Source organism: Oceanospirillum sp. (assembly GCF_048265165.1).
Classification (GTDB): domain Bacteria; phylum Pseudomonadota; class Gammaproteobacteria; order Pseudomonadales; family Halomonadaceae; genus Oceanospirillum.
In genome coordinates this window covers 97571-112529 of record NZ_JBLXCD010000003.1, presented here as the reverse complement: position 1 = coordinate 112529, position 14959 = coordinate 97571, and the positions used below count along the sequence as shown (strand labels likewise).

Here is a 14959-nt window from a genome sequence, read left to right as displayed (position 1 = left end):
GTCGGAAATGAATTTGCTATCTATACTCAAATTAATGCCTTAGTTAAAAGAAATCCCTAATGATGAGCAAAATAAGAAAAGATATTTCTCATGGTGAGTTGGATGCGACAGATTTGCAGCTTCTGCGCAAGCTACAGTCCAGCGCCCGTATTAGTAACAGTGCGCTCTCAGAGCAGGTTAATTTAAGTGAAACGCCGTGCTGGCGGCGTTGGAAAAGGCTGGAGGATCGCGGCTATATTGAGCAGTACCGTACGGTTTTGAATCGTAAGAAGCTGGGTTATGACATTGTCGTTTTTACCCAGGTGTCGTTTGCTAGTCACGATGTTGCACTGACAAATCGCTTTGAAGAGTTGATCGGCGGGTTTGACTGGGTTCAGATGTGCCACTGTATTACGGGCAGTGTGGATTACCTGTTGCAGTTGGTGGCACGGGATATGGATGAGTTCTCTGAACGTATCACATTGTTGCGCCGTATTCCGGGTGTAACCGCGGTGCAGTCTCACATATCGGTAAAAGAGGTTAAAAGAGATGCCGGTTTACCTGTAGAGCAAGATTAGGCGCAGTCATATTTCAGATGCTTTACCTGCTTATGGATATATAAGCTGGTTTTTGATTTGCGGACAGATGGTTTTTTCTGTTGTTGTTGTTTTTAAAGGTTTTTTAGTCTTTTTTATAGGTTCAAATAAGTGTCATTTTTTGATTGAAGTATAATAATCTATACGTATTCGCTGGTTAGTTGCTTTTGTTTAGGGAAATCATCTGTTCCTTAGAGGCTTGCCAGAAAAACAATAACTTCGTTTTAAACCTGTCTGGTGAGTGAAAGCCAGGACTCTTTGGAGTGGATACGTATGAATATTCTGATTTTAGGTAGCGGTGTTGTGGGAGTTACCACAGCTTACTATTTGGCAAAACAGGGCCATGAGGTAACCGTTGTTGACCGTCAGGATTCTCCTGCGATGGAAACGAGCCATGCCAATGCTGGCCAGGTTTCATTCGGTTATTCCACCCCTTGGGCGGCTCCAGGCATCCCCTTTAAAGCGATGAAATGGCTGACTCAGACTCACGCGCCGCTGAAAATGTCCGCCACGCTGGATCCATTTCAGTACGCCTGGATGACACAGATGCTGGCCAACTGTACTGAAAGCCGCTACGCCGTTAACAAATCCCGTATGGTGCGTGTTTCAGAGTATGCTCGTCTGTCTATCGATGCGCTTCGAGAAGAAACCGGCATCCGTTATGAGGATCGCCAGCAAGGTTTGACCCAGCTGTTCCGAACCGAGAAGCAGGTTGAGGCGGTTCAGAAGGATATTGCCGTACTACGCGACTTCGGAGTTGATTTCCAGGAGCTGGATATGGATGGTGTCCTGCAATATGAGCCTGCTTTGAGCCGTGTTAAAGAAAAGTTTGTTGGTGGTCTGCGCATGGTTGGTGATCAGACTGGCGATTGTTACGCTTTTACCAACAAGCTGGCTGATCTCTGTAAAGAGATGGGCGTGAAATTTATGTTTGATACTGAGATCCACGGTCTGCAGGATAAAGCCGGAGAAGTGACAGGGGTTAAGACATCCGCCGGTACGCTGACAGCGGATCACTATGTTGTTGCCATGGGCAGTTTCTCCCGTCAGCTGATGAAGCAGGTGGGTATTGACCTGCCGGTTTATCCGATTAAAGGGTACTCCCTGACGATGCCGATCACCGATTATGATGCGGCACCGGCTTCTACCGTTATGGATGAGACCTATAAGGTTGCGATTACCCGTTTTGATGACCGTATTCGTGTGGCAGGTACCGCTGAATTGTCTGGCTATAACCTGGAGATGCCACAGAAGCGCCTGGATACTATTTCCATGGTAGTTTCTGATGTGTTTCCGGATGGTGGCGATATTTCTCAGGCTGAATATTGGACAGGTCTGCGGCCAATGACGCCGGATGGTACACCTATTATTGGTAAAACTAAGTTCTCTAACTTATCCCTGAATACCGGACACGGAACTTTGGGTTGGACTATGTCCTGCGGTTCCTCACGTCTACTGGCAGACCTTATCTCCGGTAATGAAACCGGTATTGATCCGGCTGATCTGGATGTTGCCCGCTACAACTGATTTCCCCTAAGGCTTCAGCCTGTAATTTTTTTGCACTTGTTGTTCTGTTCTTACTCGCATCTTGTGCTTAGGTAGGTCTTCGGGCCTGCCTTTTTTATGACTTATCATACACTGCTCTAAAAGAGGCTTTTTTACCATGGCAGATAAAAAAATCATTCATTCTGACAATGCTCCTGCAGCAATTGGCCCATACTCACAGGCGGTACAGGTAGGCAATCTGGTCTTTATGTCCGGTCAGATTCCACTGAACCCCGAAACAATGGAAGTGGTCACTGAATCCTTTGAAGCACAGACTGTACAGGTGTTTGAAAATCTGAAGGCTGTTGCTGAAGCGGCAGGCGGTTCTCTGGAGAACGTTGTTAAGCTGAATATCTATATGCCAGACTTGGGTAACTTTGCCAAGGTTAACGAAGTGATGGAGCGTTACTTCTCTGCACCTTACCCGGCTCGCGCTGCACTGGGTGTTAAAGAACTGCCCAAAGGGGTTGATGTTGAAGTTGAAGGCATTTTGGCGCTTTAATTCAACCGTTTTTTGCTAATGCAGTGCCTGGTGTGCTGCGTGACAGAGCTGTTTGCGCCAGAGTAGACCGCTCTGTTTCTTTCCTGATTTTTTGTACTGCAAAACCCTGTATCTGACACTCAATATCATAACGAGATGGAGACCGGCTCATGGCTCGGGCGGCAAAAGCTGTAATTGATCTGACTGCATTAAAACATAACTATCTGTTGGCAAAAGAACTGGCTCCGGGCCGCAAGGCGGTGGCTATTATCAAAGCGAATGCATATGGCCATGGTGCGATAGAAGCAGCAGAATATCTGGCGGATGTGGCCGATGCATTTGGTGTCGCCTGCATTGAAGAGGCATTGCAGTTGGCAGAAAACGGTATTAAACAGCCCGTGGTTCTGTTGGAAGGTTTTTTTACCGCTGATGAGCTGGAGTTTGTTGATAAGTACCGGATGATGACTGCCGTGCATAGTGAGTGGCAGTTGGAGGCTCTGGAGCAACACACGTTTTCTCAGCCGTTACCGGTTTTGGTGAAATTTGATTCCGGTATGCACCGTCTGGGGTTTAATGCTGAAGGTTTTGCCAAAGCGGTTGAGCGTTTACAGAAGATGGAGCATGTTTCGGATGTGATTGCCATGACGCACTTTGCTTGTGCCGATGAACTGGAGTGTGAGTACACCCAAACCCAGATGGCAAATTTCCATGCTGCCTGTGACCGTTTTGGGCTGCAGCACTGTATGGCAAACTCCGCAGCAACCCTGCACTGGCCGGAAGCCCACGGTGATTGGGTGCGCCCGGGTATCATGCTGTATGGTGCCTCACCGCTGGATCAGAAAACTGAAAATGCAGCACGACTCAAACCTGTGATGACTCTTAGCTCTGAGATTATTGCTATCCGTGAACTTCCTGCAGGGGAGCCTGTGGGTTATGGTCGTCGCTTTACCTCTGAGCAACCAACCCGTGTGGGTGTTGTCGCCATGGGATATGCCGATGGTTATCCTCGTCACGCCATTGATGGCACGCCAGTGGCCGTGAATGGCAAAATGACCCGGCTTATTGGTAAGGTCTCTATGGATATGATGACCTTGGATCTGACGGATCAGCCGGAGGCTAAAATAGGTGATCCGGTTGAGTTATGGGGTGAACAGGTGGATGTGAATCAGGTTGCAGCTTGTTCGGATACCATATCCTATACCCTGTTTACCGGCATTACGCCTCGTGTTCCACGGGTTTATAAAAAGTAACTTGCCCGGATTACGTTGCTGAAAAAGGCTCCCATGCTTCTCGCAGAGGAGCCTTTTCTGGTTTTATAGTGAGTCTTTACTTTAAATCCCTTGCCTCATAGTCATCCCGGATGCGCATAAAGCGTGCGAAACGGGGTAACCCGGTGGACGTTTGACCGTTGTAACGATAGGTAATAACACTGCCAATTGATGGTGGTGTTCTGCGCTCAGCATGACTGAATCCACTGCCTATTTTTATCTCCCGGCCATCTGCCAGCCGAACCTTCAGAGCCCCCATCATGCCGGTAAACTGGCCTTTACCTTGGGTGTAGCCTAAAACAACGGCTTCTGCATCTTCGTAGAGTTTTACTTTCATCAGATCATCGGAGCGCCCAACCTGATGCAGAGCACTGCCTCTGTGCAGCATAAGACCTTCTGCTCCCTCTTCTGTGAGCTGCTCCAGATACTGGTTCAGGGCTTCGCGGTCAGGCAAGCGGAACTGCTGTACCGGTTTTAGCCAAGGGAGGTTCAGCTGCTGGCAAAGCTCTTCGATGGCTTTTACCCGCTGGTCAAAGGAGGTGAGCTGGTTTGGTAGATCAAAAATGCGGTACTGAATGTCAACCCAGTCGGCTGCTAAGGGTTCATGCTGACGTACCAGGCCAGAAGCTTCTGCAAAGCGGCCGCGGCCCAGCCAGAGTTCACCATCTAAAGGAGTCCTGGGCAGGGCGTTCAGCATTGATTGAGGGGCATGGATAGGATTACCTTGTCGGGTTTTGAGTTGTGAGCCATCCCAGAAAGCTCTTACACCATCGAGCTTCTCACTGACCCAGTAGTCCCGGATATTGTCCTGTTGTTGGTAATGCTTAGCCAGCATGAGTGGCAAAGGAGAGCTATCGGGTGGCGGGATAAGTGTATCGGCCCAAAGGCCAGAGGGGGCAAACAGGTAGAGGGAACCCAAACTGAGGATAGCCCGACAGCGTCGGTTCTGTTTAGCTTTTTCGGAATATCTTACAGGAGAGTCAGCCTTGAACAGGTTTCCACCATAGCGCATATCACTTCCTCCTTGAGTGATGTTAACAATGTCTTCTAAATTTAGATAACAACCTGTTTAAGTGCAAGTGTTGGCAGTATGAAAAAAGCCCAGACAACGAAGGGGCACATATTGCTGCAGGCCTGATCCGTTCTCGTTGGGCTATAACATGTCTTTAATGAATTAGATACTCGACTAACCCATACACAATGATAAGCCAGGCGATAATGGGGTTAAACGCCAGTCGCCAGATAGTAGCTTTGGGCTCAAAACCAACGCCATGGATAAATCCTGCGCTGATCGCCCACATAAACAGGGTGAACAGGCCGTGATCTACCTCATGGATAGATTCTGCAATCAGGCGGGGATAAGCCGTCAGTACAACACTGATAATGATGGCGCTGATAAGTGATAGCGCTTGTGTCCAGCGGGCTTTAGGGTAAGGAATTGTCATTGCAGCAGTTCCTAAGAAGGAAGCGTTTTTTGAATTTGAAAAAGCCAGCATCTGGCATTGTGATGCTGGCTAAAGAAACGGTGTCAGCCTTGTGGCTGATCGTTATCCAGGTCAAAATTTGGGTCTGACTCTAACCACATCGCATTGATAATGCCGAATGAGATCGCCAGTAATACACCCAAAATCCAGGCAAAATACCACATATCATTTCTCCTAAGAGAGCCGCTTATCTTTCAAAGTCGGCTCCTCTTGTTTTAGTTGTCCGTCAGGCTCTTTTATAAATACAGAGCTTAATAAGCCAGTGGGTTACCATCAATCTGCTTGCTGGTTACCCGGCCCCACATCACTTTGTAGGTCCATAGGGTATACAGCAGGATAATGGGGACAAAGATCATAGCGGCGATAAACATGACGTTCAGTGTCAAGTGACTGGAAGCTGCGTCCCATAGTGTCAGGCTACTATTCGGGTTTGATAGCGAAGGCAGCACAAATGGGAACAGTGAAAAAGCTGCGGTACAGATAATCGCAGTCATCGTAATGCTATGGGTTGCAAAGGCCAGCCCTGAGCGACGTGCTTTTATCAATAGTAGGCTTAACAAACCGGTTACAAAGGCAATCGCAGGCGCGGCAATCATCCAGCGATAGGTTGTGTAGTTTGCCAGCCAGCCATCTTCAACTACGCTGACCTGTTTGCTCAATGGATTGGGTAGTGCATCCTTGGCTGGCATCATATCAATGTGTAAGCCAGGCAACCCCTTCAGCAGTACTAAACCGCCTGCGGCAAAAGCTGCGAGCATAATCAACAGCATCAGAATACCGGCACGCCCAGCGCGTTCAGCAATTACTTCGTCTGCACGCATCTGAAGCCAGATTGCACCATGGGCAGCCAGCATCGTCAGGCTGACGACACCGCATATCAGGGCAAAAGGGTGGAAAAGATCAAAGAAACTACCGGTGTAATGTGGACGCAGGAAATCGTCCAGATAGAAATCAACGCCCAGCAGTAGGTTGCCGAAGGCGACACCAAATACCAGTGCCGGAACTGCGCCACTGATAAACAGTCCCCAGTCCCAGGTGCTGCGCCAGCGCGGATCGGCAATCTTACTGCGATAGTCAAAACCTACCGGGCGAAAGAAAAGAGCAAACAGTACCAGCATCATAGCAAAGTAGAAGCTGGAAAATGCGACAGCATACACGGCAGGCCAGGCAGCGAAGAGTGCGCCACCTGCGGTGATAAACCAGACCTGGTTACCATCCCAGTGAGGGCCTACTGTATTGATGATAATACGCCGCTCTGCATCATTCTTGCCCAGAAACGGCAGCAGTATGCCTGCACCCATATCGAAGCCGTCAGTAATCATAAAGCCGACCAGTAGGACGCCAACAAGCACCCACCAGACCAGTTTCAGGGTTTCATAATCCAGAATCATGCCGCACCTCCGGCGATTTCAGGTTTGTCTTCTTTATGGGATGTACCCTTTATTGCATCCTGCTCGAAATGGTAGCGACCTGTATGCAGCGCGCTAGGGCCAAGGCGGGCGTATTTGAACATCAGGAACATCTCAATGACCAACAGCAGGGTATAGAAGGCTACAATAGCGCCAATACTGGTATAAAGGCTGCCTGCATCCAGTGTAGACGTACTGAGATGAGTGGGCAGAATTTCACCAATCGACCAGGGTTGGCGACCGTATTCGGCAACAACCCAACCTGTTTCTGCGGCGACCCAGGGTAGTGGAAGTGACCAGAGAACAGCTTTCAGGAATCGGCGCTTGCTTTCAAGCTTACGGGTTGCGTTAAAGTAGAAGGCCAACGCAAAGATCAGCAACATGGTAAAGCCGGAAGCTACCATAATGCGGAAACTCCAGAACAGAGGCGCAACATTAGGAATCGTGTCGTGAGCTGCTGCCTGAATTTGCTCTTCAGTGGCATCAACTACGTTTTCTGTATAGCGTTTAAGCAATAGCCCATACCCCAGATCCTTCTTCACGTCCTCAAAAGCAGCGATGGTTTCCGGGTCAGTTTGACCTGCGCGTAGCTTAACCAATAGGCCGTAGGCGACCATGCCGTTACGGATACGTACTTCATGCTCCTGGATCAGGTCTTTGATACCTGTCACCTCTTCGTCCAGTGAACGAGTGGCGATCAGGCCCAGAGCATAGGGGATTTTAATGGCGTAGTCTGTGGTCTGGTTTTCCTGATCAGGGATACCAAACAGTGTGAAGGACGCCGGAGCCGGATGAGTATCCCATTCAGCCTCAATTGCAGCCAGCTTGGTTTTCTGGACATCACCCAGCTCGTAGCCAGATTCATCACCCAGAATAATCACCGATAAAATGGACGCCAGTCCAAAGGCCGATGCGATGGCAAAGGAGCGGCGGGCAAAAGGCAGGTCCTGCTTTTTCAGTAAGTAATAAGCACTGATACTCAGAACGAACATAGAACCTGTTACATAACCTGCTGCCACGGTGTGAACAAATTTCACCTGAGCGACTGGGTTAAACACCAGATCCGCAAAACTGGTCATCTCCATGCGCATGGTTTCATAGCTGAACTCGGCACCAACCGGGTTCTGCATCCAGCCGTTGGCGATTAGAATCCATAGTGCAGACAGGTTAGAACCCAGCGCCATCAGGAAAGTCACCATCAGGTGGCGACGGGGGGAGAGGCGATCCCAGCCAAAAAAGAAGAGGCCAATAAAAGTGGACTCCAGGAAGAAAGCCATCAGGCCCTCAATAGCGAGAGGAGCGCCAAAAATATCCCCTACATAATGAGAATAGTAGGCCCAATTCGTACCAAACTGGAACTCCATGGTGAGACCTGTTGTCACACCAAGAGCAAAGTTAATACCAAAGAGCTTACCCCAGAATTGTGTCATATCTTTGTAGACCTGCTTACGGGTCATCACATAGATAGACTCCATAATGACCAGGAGGAAAGCCAGGCCAAGTGTCAGGGGAACAAAGATAAAGTGATACAGTGCGGTAATCGCGAACTGTAGCCGGGACAGATCAACAACTTCTTCTGTAATCATGGTGTTTCCTGTTGTATAGAGGCCGCTGTTTCTGAGGTAGCGGCCTTTGTCAGGTTTTCTCCGAGCACCTTAAAGTGAATCGCAGATTCATCGATATTCTCTTGCGGTGTACTCGGAGCAGGTAGTTGAGAGTTAAGCAGGCGAGTGCTGACATCGCTGCCATCAACGACGGTAGCTGAAGGAACGATAAAGTTCACAATGCCATAGAGCAGAGTCAGCTTTATCAGAAGTACGATGCTGAGCTCTCGTACCAGTTTTTGTCGGGCAAACAAAGATGTTTTCCAGCGTTGACTGAAAACCCGCTTTGTTTGCTCAAACAGCATGTTCCGTTGCATAACCTTCTCACCTGCAGTTGCCATTAACGATAGTTCGCCTTTGGATAGGGTAAAATGTTGTTTCAATGATAGTACAAAGCTTGAGACAAGCTTGTGACTTATCACTAAGCAAGGTATATGCCCGTTTTTTATTTTTCTAACTTTTTGTTTTTAATGGGTTTTTTTGTTCTTTTGGGCGATTGTTTGTTTTTGTTGTTGTCAATTATGACAATTTTAGGCAAAAGCGTCATAATTGTCATTGACGAATAGGGTGCTGAAATAACGGGTTGAGCTGAATAAGCAGGCCTGTAGCGCAGGATTATCATAGTAATACCTGTTTTGCAGGTCAATTTTGCTTTTCAGGAGGCGTTATGAATAAAACAGAAAGCACTCAGGTTCCCGCCATGAAAATGTCTCGTACAGACCTCTCCAGTCAACCTCCGGCAGAGTTGGTTTCGATGCTGCAAAGCTACCCCGATCCCGCTGTTCTGCTGTCGGCGGACTATGAAATTCTTTCAGCGAATAGAGCATACCGTCAGAGCTATGGTGATGTCAGCGTGACAAAACGTCACTGTTATGAGGTTTCCCATCACTATGATCGGCCCTGTGACCAGATGGGGGAATCCTGTCCTATGCTCCAGTGTATACAGACGAGTAAGGCCCAGAGGGTCTTTCATCTGCACCATACCCCACATGGGGAAGAGCATGTGGATGTAGAGCTGTATCCGGTAGAAGCTGAAGATGGTAAGCCCCGATATTTTCTGGAAGTGATGCGCTATAGCAAACTAGCCAGTCCGAGGGCGGGTGATAGCGGTTTGATTGGGCGGTCTCCAGCCTTTATGACGTCGATGGCGTTAGTTGAGCGTGTCGCGCCCAGTGAGACGACGGTTCTCCTGCTGGGGGAGTCAGGCACAGGTAAGGAGTTGATGGCGCAGGCGGTGCACAGAGGCAGTATGCGCAATCATGAGGCCTTTGTGCCGGTGGAGTGCTCCGGTCTGACTGAAACCTTGTTTGAAAGTGAGCTTTTCGGTCATGAAAAGGGCTCTTTCACTGGGGCTCATAGCCGGAAAACAGGCTTGGTTGAGGCGGCTAAGGGTGGCACTCTGTTTCTTGATGAGGTGGGTGATATTCCTCTCTCTCTGCAGGTAAAGCTGTTACGGCTTCTGGAAACCGGAACTTATCGAAGAGTAGGTGGGGTTGAGCCATTAAAGGCCGATTTTCGTTTAGTCTGCGCCACGCATCGTAATTTAGAGCAGCAGGTGGCTGATGGTGATTTTCGTATGGATCTCTATTATCGAATCAATGCTTTTCCTATAGTTCTGCCATCATTGCGGGAAAGGATCACTGATATTCCTCTTTTGATAGAAAGCCTGTTGCCGAAGTTCTCCAAAGGGCGTGTGATTAAGGTTTCCAAGGAGGCGTTGTTACTGCTTCAGGCCTATGCTTTTCCCGGTAATATCCGTGAACTGAGAAATATTCTGGAGCGCGCCTGCCTCTTGGTCGATGATCATTGGATTGAGCCAGAACATCTGCCCCAGGCCTGTCGTCAGAAGATTTCAGCGAGTGTACCCGGAGCTCTACAGCGTGCTAAAACTGATGGCAGTGACTTTACGCAGCAGGAAATTATTGGTCTTGAGCAGTTGGAGAGCCTTTATCTGCACTGGGCTTTGCGGCAATTGGGTGATGACAAAGCTCTATTGGCGCATAAGATAGGAGTCAGTGAGCGGACGTTGTATCGCAAGCTAAAATCAGCCTGAGAGCTCTGGTGTTTGTAATGGCGTATATCTGCTCAGTTACCTCTGTCATGACCACCACTCAGATGTTGTCTATTAGCCGCATTGCCATCGCTGCTAGTAGGGTAAGTGAGACCACAATCAGAACCAGTTTCTGCATAAAAGGGGTATTGCCCATGCCTTTTCTCCATTAGTTACTGCTTAAATTCACAGAAGGTATTTCAGCGACAGGAATGGCTTAAGTGAGAACAGCCCCTTAGGGAGCTGTTCCTACCCGTCGCAGATGGCGACTGCAAAGCCTCAGCCACTGGCGATTTTTATTAGTGTACCGGCACAAAGAATCAGACCGATGATAACGAATAAGGTGTTGCGGCTGATTGTGGATTTTTCTTCAGACATGGTGCTCTCCTGACCCTAGGGTCTTTCGTCTTATTTTTGTTTTATCAAAGTATCAGTACGTAACGTTGTCAGTTGCTTTCAATGAACGTTAGCAAAGCCTTGCGCAGGCATCCAGTGATCTGAGACAAAAGTTCATTGCCCTAGCGTGATACATGGTGAGGTATGAACAAAAGGTTTACTTGTGAATAATTATTTGCAGGTGGCATCAGATAAGGCTTGTTAAAATAGGTGCTCCCTCGGTATTTATTCTGATTTTCTTCAGAAACCTGAACATTCAACAATTTAAACACGCATCGTGTTGTAACTAATAGGTTTTCTATGACGCCTCGATCTCAGGGTGAAGCTGAAACAACCCCTTTTAAACCTCCGTTTGCTGAATTTATTGCACTATTGGCTTTGTTAATGTCTATGGTCGCTCTGGCAATTGATGCGGTTCTGCCTGCAATGAGCGTGATCGGTCAGGATTTTTCAGTGGTACACGTTGAAGATCTGCAATGGATTGTAGGTATTTTGTTTGCTGGCCTGGCCTTTGGTCAGATTCTCTATGGCCCACTGTCTGATAGCTTTGGTCGCAAGCCTGCCATCTATCTGGGATTGATTATTTTCCTGATGGGGTCTCTTGTCTCTGCTTTTGCACACAGCTACGAGATGATGTTGGTGGGGCGTTTTATTCAGGGGATAGGTGCATCGGGCCCTAAAGTTGTGGCTGTTGCTCTGGTTCGCGATCGTTATGAGGGTCGAGCTATGGCTCGGGTAATGTCCTTTGTGATGGCTGTTTTTATTATTATGCCAGCTGTTGCTCCCAGTATTGGCGCTGGCGTTCTGATTTTGGCCGATTGGCGGGGGATCTATGAGTTTTTTGTCTTACTGTCTTTAGTCGCTCTGGTTTGGTTTGCTATCCGTCAGCCAGAGACTCTGGCGAAGGAACACCGAGTCAAACTCTCGTTTATTAATGTCTGGGGTAATATCAAAGAGACGATGACCCATAGGGTGACTTTGGGGTATATCATAGGTGCAGGGCTTATTTTCGGTGCCTTTGTTGCTTACCTGTCCACGGCGCAGCTGCTGTTTAAAGAGGTTTTTCAGATCGAAAAAACTTTTCCTCTCTATTTTGCGGTGCTGGCGCTTTCCGTTGGCGTGGCATCATTTCTCAATGGCCGCCTGGTCATGCGCTTTGGTATGAAGCTGCTGGCAAATAGAGCGCTGATCGTAATGTTTGTTTCTTCCGTTATTTTTCTGGTCTTGCTGACTTTGTTTGCCGGTAGTGTCTCTATCTGGCTGTTTATGCTGTTTGGGGCGGTGGTTTTTGGCTGTATCGGACTGTTGTTTGGTAATATGAATGCTCTGGCTATGGAGCCTTTAGGGCATATAGCGGGTGTGGCCTCATCGGTGATTGGCTCGGTAACTACACTTATATCTATGGTGGTGGGGATGGCTTTTGGCCAGACTTACAATGGTACTTTATACCCACTGTTTACTGCCTTTGCGCTACTGTCGCTGCTTTGTTGGCTGGTAACCCGAAATATCCAGCATGAAGTCCCTCTGAAGGCTGATACACGGGAATAACTCTGGTCTGAGCAGGGTTGATAAAATGAGTTGGCAGGGCGTGAAAAAGAAACAGTCGGTTTGATTGACCGGCTTTATATCCCTTAAGAGCTGATGGCTTTTCATATCTCTTAAGAGCTGATGGCTCTTCTGGTGACAGCAATATACTTGGCGTAGGACTGATCTGAGTGAGTATCAGTCCTGGTCTCTTTTTTTCTTTTTCAGGCTTTTCAGTATTTTGACGCCTTTCTTGCGCTGGTTATACGCTAGGGCGATCTCCTGTTTCAGTTGACGGCTTTTTTCAAAGTCTGTGCAGCTGTCGTATTCCTGCCTGAGCTTATCTTCATGCTTGCGCAGCTTCTTAATGACCTTCTTCAGTTGCTTTTTTTTCTCTTTGCGCTTTAGCTCATCAGACCGGACATAGGTTTCTGCTTTTTTGATCAGTTTGCTTATTTTCATTTAAAGTATGCTCCTTTCCTTGCCGTTATTGTGCTGGCTGTGCATGATTTCTGTCAGTTCTTCGTCATTCAATGACAGGCTTTGTTCAATACTTTTGGTTCTGAGGTCGCTTTGAGAGAAGAGAACCTCGCCCATTTGTACCAGTTTTCGGGTAACGTCTGAGGCATAACCGCTATCATTCATCAGAGATACAGACATAGGCCCACTGATCAGTTTTTGCCGGATCAGGCTACTGAGGTTATGGTTCAGGTTTTGATCGTACTCTTCCATGTCCAGTCTCAGACGATCGAGGGAAAGAATTGTGGCTGAGTCATTTTCACTCTTCTGGCGAACCTTATGTAGCTCCCTCAGTACTGACGCCAACCGCATTCTAAGCGTGTTATATTCGTGGTGAATATAAGGGTTGTCGGCAATAAAGTAGCGGGAGAGGTTTTTCTGCAGATGTTTGGTGTCTTTAATGGCTTCAACGATATCTCGGCCTGCTGCTCTTAGGCGAAACAACTCTTCAACCTGGTCTGCAGATAACTCCCCCTGATAAGAGCTGCTGAAATCTACGATATCTGCATACAGAGATTTTACCGACTCCTCATATTGCTGATCGATATTGGCCGGTATAACGGTGCGGGCATTAAATATCACGTCCTCAAGAGATTTATTACTGTGGATCGCGTTCAAGGGCAGACTAAGGCCTCCGGCGATGATGCTTGCAGCATTGTCGTATAGATGTTGTGTTTCCTGGCGTACAGCTGCGAGCATCGCTTCGGGCAAATCAGATGCGGCCTGATTCAGGTAGCGGGGAGCCGATCGCCTGGTGGTTCTCTTCGCTTTTAGGCTGCGTTCCAGAAAGCGCACCATCGAGGGAATCACAGGTAACATCAGAATAACGCCTATGCTGTTGAATATCGTATGAAAAACAGCCAGTTTTAGGGTGTAGTTATCCGCTTCAATGCCGACAAAGTAACTGATGCTGTCGACTGCCATTGTGAGCTGGTAGATAAAAAGAATGGCTATGAAGCCTGTCATTGTATTAAAAATCAGGTGGGCAACAGCAAGGCGCCGACCTTCAATATTGGCACTTAATGAGCCGATAATAGCGGTGATCGTTGTACCTATATTGGCACCAATGGCCAGTGCCAGAGCATTTTCATAGGTGATCTGCTGGGCTGAAAGTGCTGTGATAATTAAGACCAGGGTTGCATGACTGGATTGCATAACCACAGTCGCAAAGAGGCCGATCAGAGTAAACAGAAATACGCCGGGGTAGCCTCTTACAGCATAGGCAGTAAGATCAAGAGTGTCTTTGAATGCTTCAAAGCCCTCTTTCATGTAGTGAATGCCGAGAAAAAGAAAGCCAAGGCCAGCTAAAACATAACCGATACCTTTTAGCTCTTTGCTCTTTTGAAATATCAGCAAAATACCGAAAACAAGCATAGGCATTGCGTAGGCCGATATTTTTACCTTCAGCCCAAGTCCGGCAACAAGCCAGGCACCAGTTGTTGTGCCCAAGTTGGCTCCGAAGATAATCCCGACGCCAGCGGTTAGTGAAATAAGCCCGGCAGACAGAAAGGAGATGGTAATCACGGATACTAAAGAGCTGGATTGCATTAGAGTGGTACTGATGACGCCAAAGCTCAGGCTTTTCCAGAGCTTGTTGGTGGTTCTTTTCAGTAGTTTTTCCAGCAGGCCTCCGGTAAAGGCTTTAAAGCCTTCTTCGAGGGAGAGCATCCCAAACAGAAAGACCGCAACGCCGGCGGCAATCTCTTTAAAGTCCGGGCTGACCCAGAAACCGTAGCCGAGCACCAGAAAGATGGTTGGCAGAACCAGGTGTCGAAACATAAGTTATGCTGTCCTTGCATGTTATCCCCTGTAATAGGGCTTCAAAATGTAGGGTTTTGTTAGAAAATATAAAAAAGACCTTCAAAGTGTAAGGGTTACACAGAACTGTAACCTCTTGTTTATATATGGCAAGTTTTACTCAATATGCAGTTGTTTTTTTTCTTTTGTAACAGAAAAAGATGTAGGCGTTATATAGGTATTACATAAAAACTCTGGAAGGTATCAGGTGTAAATGATATCACTAGGGCCCACAGTCTAAACGGTCTGAAGTAAGGTCAACACAGGGCTGGATAGGCCTATTAGCAAGGCAAATATAATGCTGGGT

General features: G+C 47.8%; 14 protein-coding genes. 6 read left to right on the top strand and 8 right to left on the bottom strand.

Features of this window, described 5'->3' with window-relative positions:
* Positions 1-59: 59 nt before the first annotated feature.
* The 4 genes from ACN0R8_RS07515 (at position 60) to alr (ending at position 3851) form a co-directional block, all read left to right on the top strand.
* The gene (locus ACN0R8_RS07515) at positions 60-557 is read left to right on the top strand and encodes an Lrp/AsnC family transcriptional regulator (protein ID WP_417596473.1); all 498 of its coding nucleotides are present in this window, start codon (positions 60-62) and stop codon (positions 555-557) included.
* 291 nt (positions 558-848) lie between these two features.
* Positions 849-2102, top strand: coding sequence for a D-amino acid dehydrogenase (locus ACN0R8_RS07510; protein ID WP_417596472.1), 1254 nt, complete (start codon positions 849-851; stop codon positions 2100-2102).
* Between the two features lie 136 nt (positions 2103-2238).
* Positions 2239-2622, top strand: a complete 384-nt coding sequence (locus tag ACN0R8_RS07505) for a RidA family protein (protein ID WP_417596471.1) — start codon at positions 2239-2241, stop codon at positions 2620-2622.
* A 149-nt stretch (positions 2623-2771) separates the two neighbouring features.
* Positions 2772-3851 carry an alanine racemase gene (gene alr, locus ACN0R8_RS07500; RefSeq protein ID WP_417596470.1) on the top strand — a complete coding sequence of 360 codons (1080 nt, stop codon included), beginning with the start codon at positions 2772-2774 and terminating at the stop codon, positions 3849-3851.
* Between the two features lie 76 nt (positions 3852-3927).
* Here the strand turns inward: alr and ACN0R8_RS07495 are convergent, their stop codons facing one another.
* The 6 genes from ACN0R8_RS07495 to ACN0R8_RS07470 all read right to left on the bottom strand — a co-directional run bounded on the left by ACN0R8_RS07495 (position 3928) and on the right by ACN0R8_RS07470 (position 8683).
* The gene (locus tag ACN0R8_RS07495) at positions 3928-4881 is read right to left on the bottom strand and encodes a DNA ligase (protein ID WP_417596469.1); all 954 of its coding nucleotides are present in this window, start codon (positions 4879-4881) and stop codon (positions 3928-3930) included.
* A 154-nt stretch (positions 4882-5035) separates the two neighbouring features.
* Positions 5036-5314 carry a cyd operon YbgE family protein gene (locus tag ACN0R8_RS07490; protein ID WP_417596468.1) on the bottom strand — a complete coding sequence of 93 codons (279 nt, stop codon included), beginning with the start codon at positions 5312-5314 and terminating at the stop codon, positions 5036-5038.
* Positions 5315-5397: 83 nt separating this feature from the next.
* Entirely contained in the window at positions 5398-5517 is a 120-nt protein-coding gene (gene cydX, locus ACN0R8_RS07485) for a cytochrome bd-I oxidase subunit CydX (protein WP_417596467.1), read from the bottom strand.
* An 87-nt stretch (positions 5518-5604) separates the two neighbouring features.
* Positions 5605-6741, bottom strand: coding sequence for a cytochrome d ubiquinol oxidase subunit II (cydB, locus tag ACN0R8_RS07480; protein ID WP_417596848.1), 1137 nt, complete (start codon positions 6739-6741; stop codon positions 5605-5607).
* Positions 6741-8348 carry a cytochrome ubiquinol oxidase subunit I gene (locus tag ACN0R8_RS07475; RefSeq protein ID WP_417596466.1) on the bottom strand — a complete coding sequence of 536 codons (1608 nt, stop codon included), beginning with the start codon at positions 8346-8348 and terminating at the stop codon, positions 6741-6743. The genes cydB and ACN0R8_RS07475 overlap by 1 nt, the downstream gene beginning before the upstream one ends.
* A complete protein-coding gene (locus tag ACN0R8_RS07470) occupies positions 8345-8683 on the bottom strand; it encodes a hypothetical protein (protein WP_417596465.1) in 339 nt (112 codons plus the stop codon). Before ACN0R8_RS07470 ends, ACN0R8_RS07475 begins: the two co-directional genes overlap by 4 nt.
* Positions 8684-9033: 350 nt before the next feature.
* Between ACN0R8_RS07470 and ACN0R8_RS07465 the strand changes: the two genes are divergently transcribed.
* Both ACN0R8_RS07465 and ACN0R8_RS07460 read left to right on the top strand, forming a co-directional pair.
* Positions 9034-10419 (top strand): sigma-54 interaction domain-containing protein, encoded by a 1386-nt coding sequence (locus tag ACN0R8_RS07465; RefSeq protein ID WP_417596464.1) that lies wholly within the window; start codon positions 9034-9036, stop codon positions 10417-10419.
* 693 nt (positions 10420-11112) lie between these two features.
* Positions 11113-12360: a multidrug effflux MFS transporter gene (locus ACN0R8_RS07460; protein WP_417596463.1), complete on the top strand. Its 1248-nt coding sequence runs from the start codon at positions 11113-11115 to the stop codon at positions 12358-12360.
* Positions 12361-12534: 174 nt separating this feature from the next.
* Here ACN0R8_RS07460 and ACN0R8_RS07455 read toward each other — a convergent pair whose 3' ends face one another.
* Positions 12535-12798 (bottom strand): hypothetical protein, encoded by a 264-nt coding sequence (locus ACN0R8_RS07455; protein ID WP_417596462.1) that lies wholly within the window; start codon positions 12796-12798, stop codon positions 12535-12537.
* Positions 12799-14634 (bottom strand): Na/Pi cotransporter family protein, encoded by a 1836-nt coding sequence (locus ACN0R8_RS07450; RefSeq protein WP_417596461.1) that lies wholly within the window; start codon positions 14632-14634, stop codon positions 12799-12801.
* Positions 14635-14959: the final 325 nt, after the last annotated feature.

Coding starts and splice junctions, on each gene's coding strand:
- ACN0R8_RS07515 (WP_417596473.1), top strand. CDS start 60: ATGATGAGCAAAATAAGAAAAGATATTTCTCATGGTGAGTTGGATGCG.
- alr (WP_417596470.1), top strand. CDS start 2,772: ATGGCTCGGGCGGCAAAAGCTGTAATTGATCTGACTGCATTAAAACAT.
- ACN0R8_RS07450 (WP_417596461.1), bottom strand. CDS start 14,634: ATGTTTCGACACCTGGTTCTGCCAACCATCTTTCTGGTGCTCGGCTAC.
- ACN0R8_RS07460 (WP_417596463.1), top strand. CDS start 11,113: ATGACGCCTCGATCTCAGGGTGAAGCTGAAACAACCCCTTTTAAACCT.
- ACN0R8_RS07470 (WP_417596465.1), bottom strand. CDS start 8,683: ATGCAACGGAACATGCTGTTTGAGCAAACAAAGCGGGTTTTCAGTCAA.
- ACN0R8_RS07505 (WP_417596471.1), top strand. CDS start 2,239: ATGGCAGATAAAAAAATCATTCATTCTGACAATGCTCCTGCAGCAATT.
- ACN0R8_RS07475 (WP_417596466.1), bottom strand. CDS start 8,348: ATGATTACAGAAGAAGTTGTTGATCTGTCCCGGCTACAGTTCGCGATT.
- ACN0R8_RS07510 (WP_417596472.1), top strand. CDS start 849: ATGAATATTCTGATTTTAGGTAGCGGTGTTGTGGGAGTTACCACAGCT.
- ACN0R8_RS07495 (WP_417596469.1), bottom strand. CDS start 4,881: ATGCGCTATGGTGGAAACCTGTTCAAGGCTGACTCTCCTGTAAGATAT.
- ACN0R8_RS07465 (WP_417596464.1), top strand. CDS start 9,034: ATGAATAAAACAGAAAGCACTCAGGTTCCCGCCATGAAAATGTCTCGT.
- ACN0R8_RS07490 (WP_417596468.1), bottom strand. CDS start 5,314: ATGACAATTCCTTACCCTAAAGCCCGCTGGACACAAGCGCTATCACTT.
- ACN0R8_RS07455 (WP_417596462.1), bottom strand. CDS start 12,798: ATGAAAATAAGCAAACTGATCAAAAAAGCAGAAACCTATGTCCGGTCT.
- cydX (WP_417596467.1), bottom strand. CDS start 5,517: ATGTGGTATTTTGCCTGGATTTTGGGTGTATTACTGGCGATCTCATTC.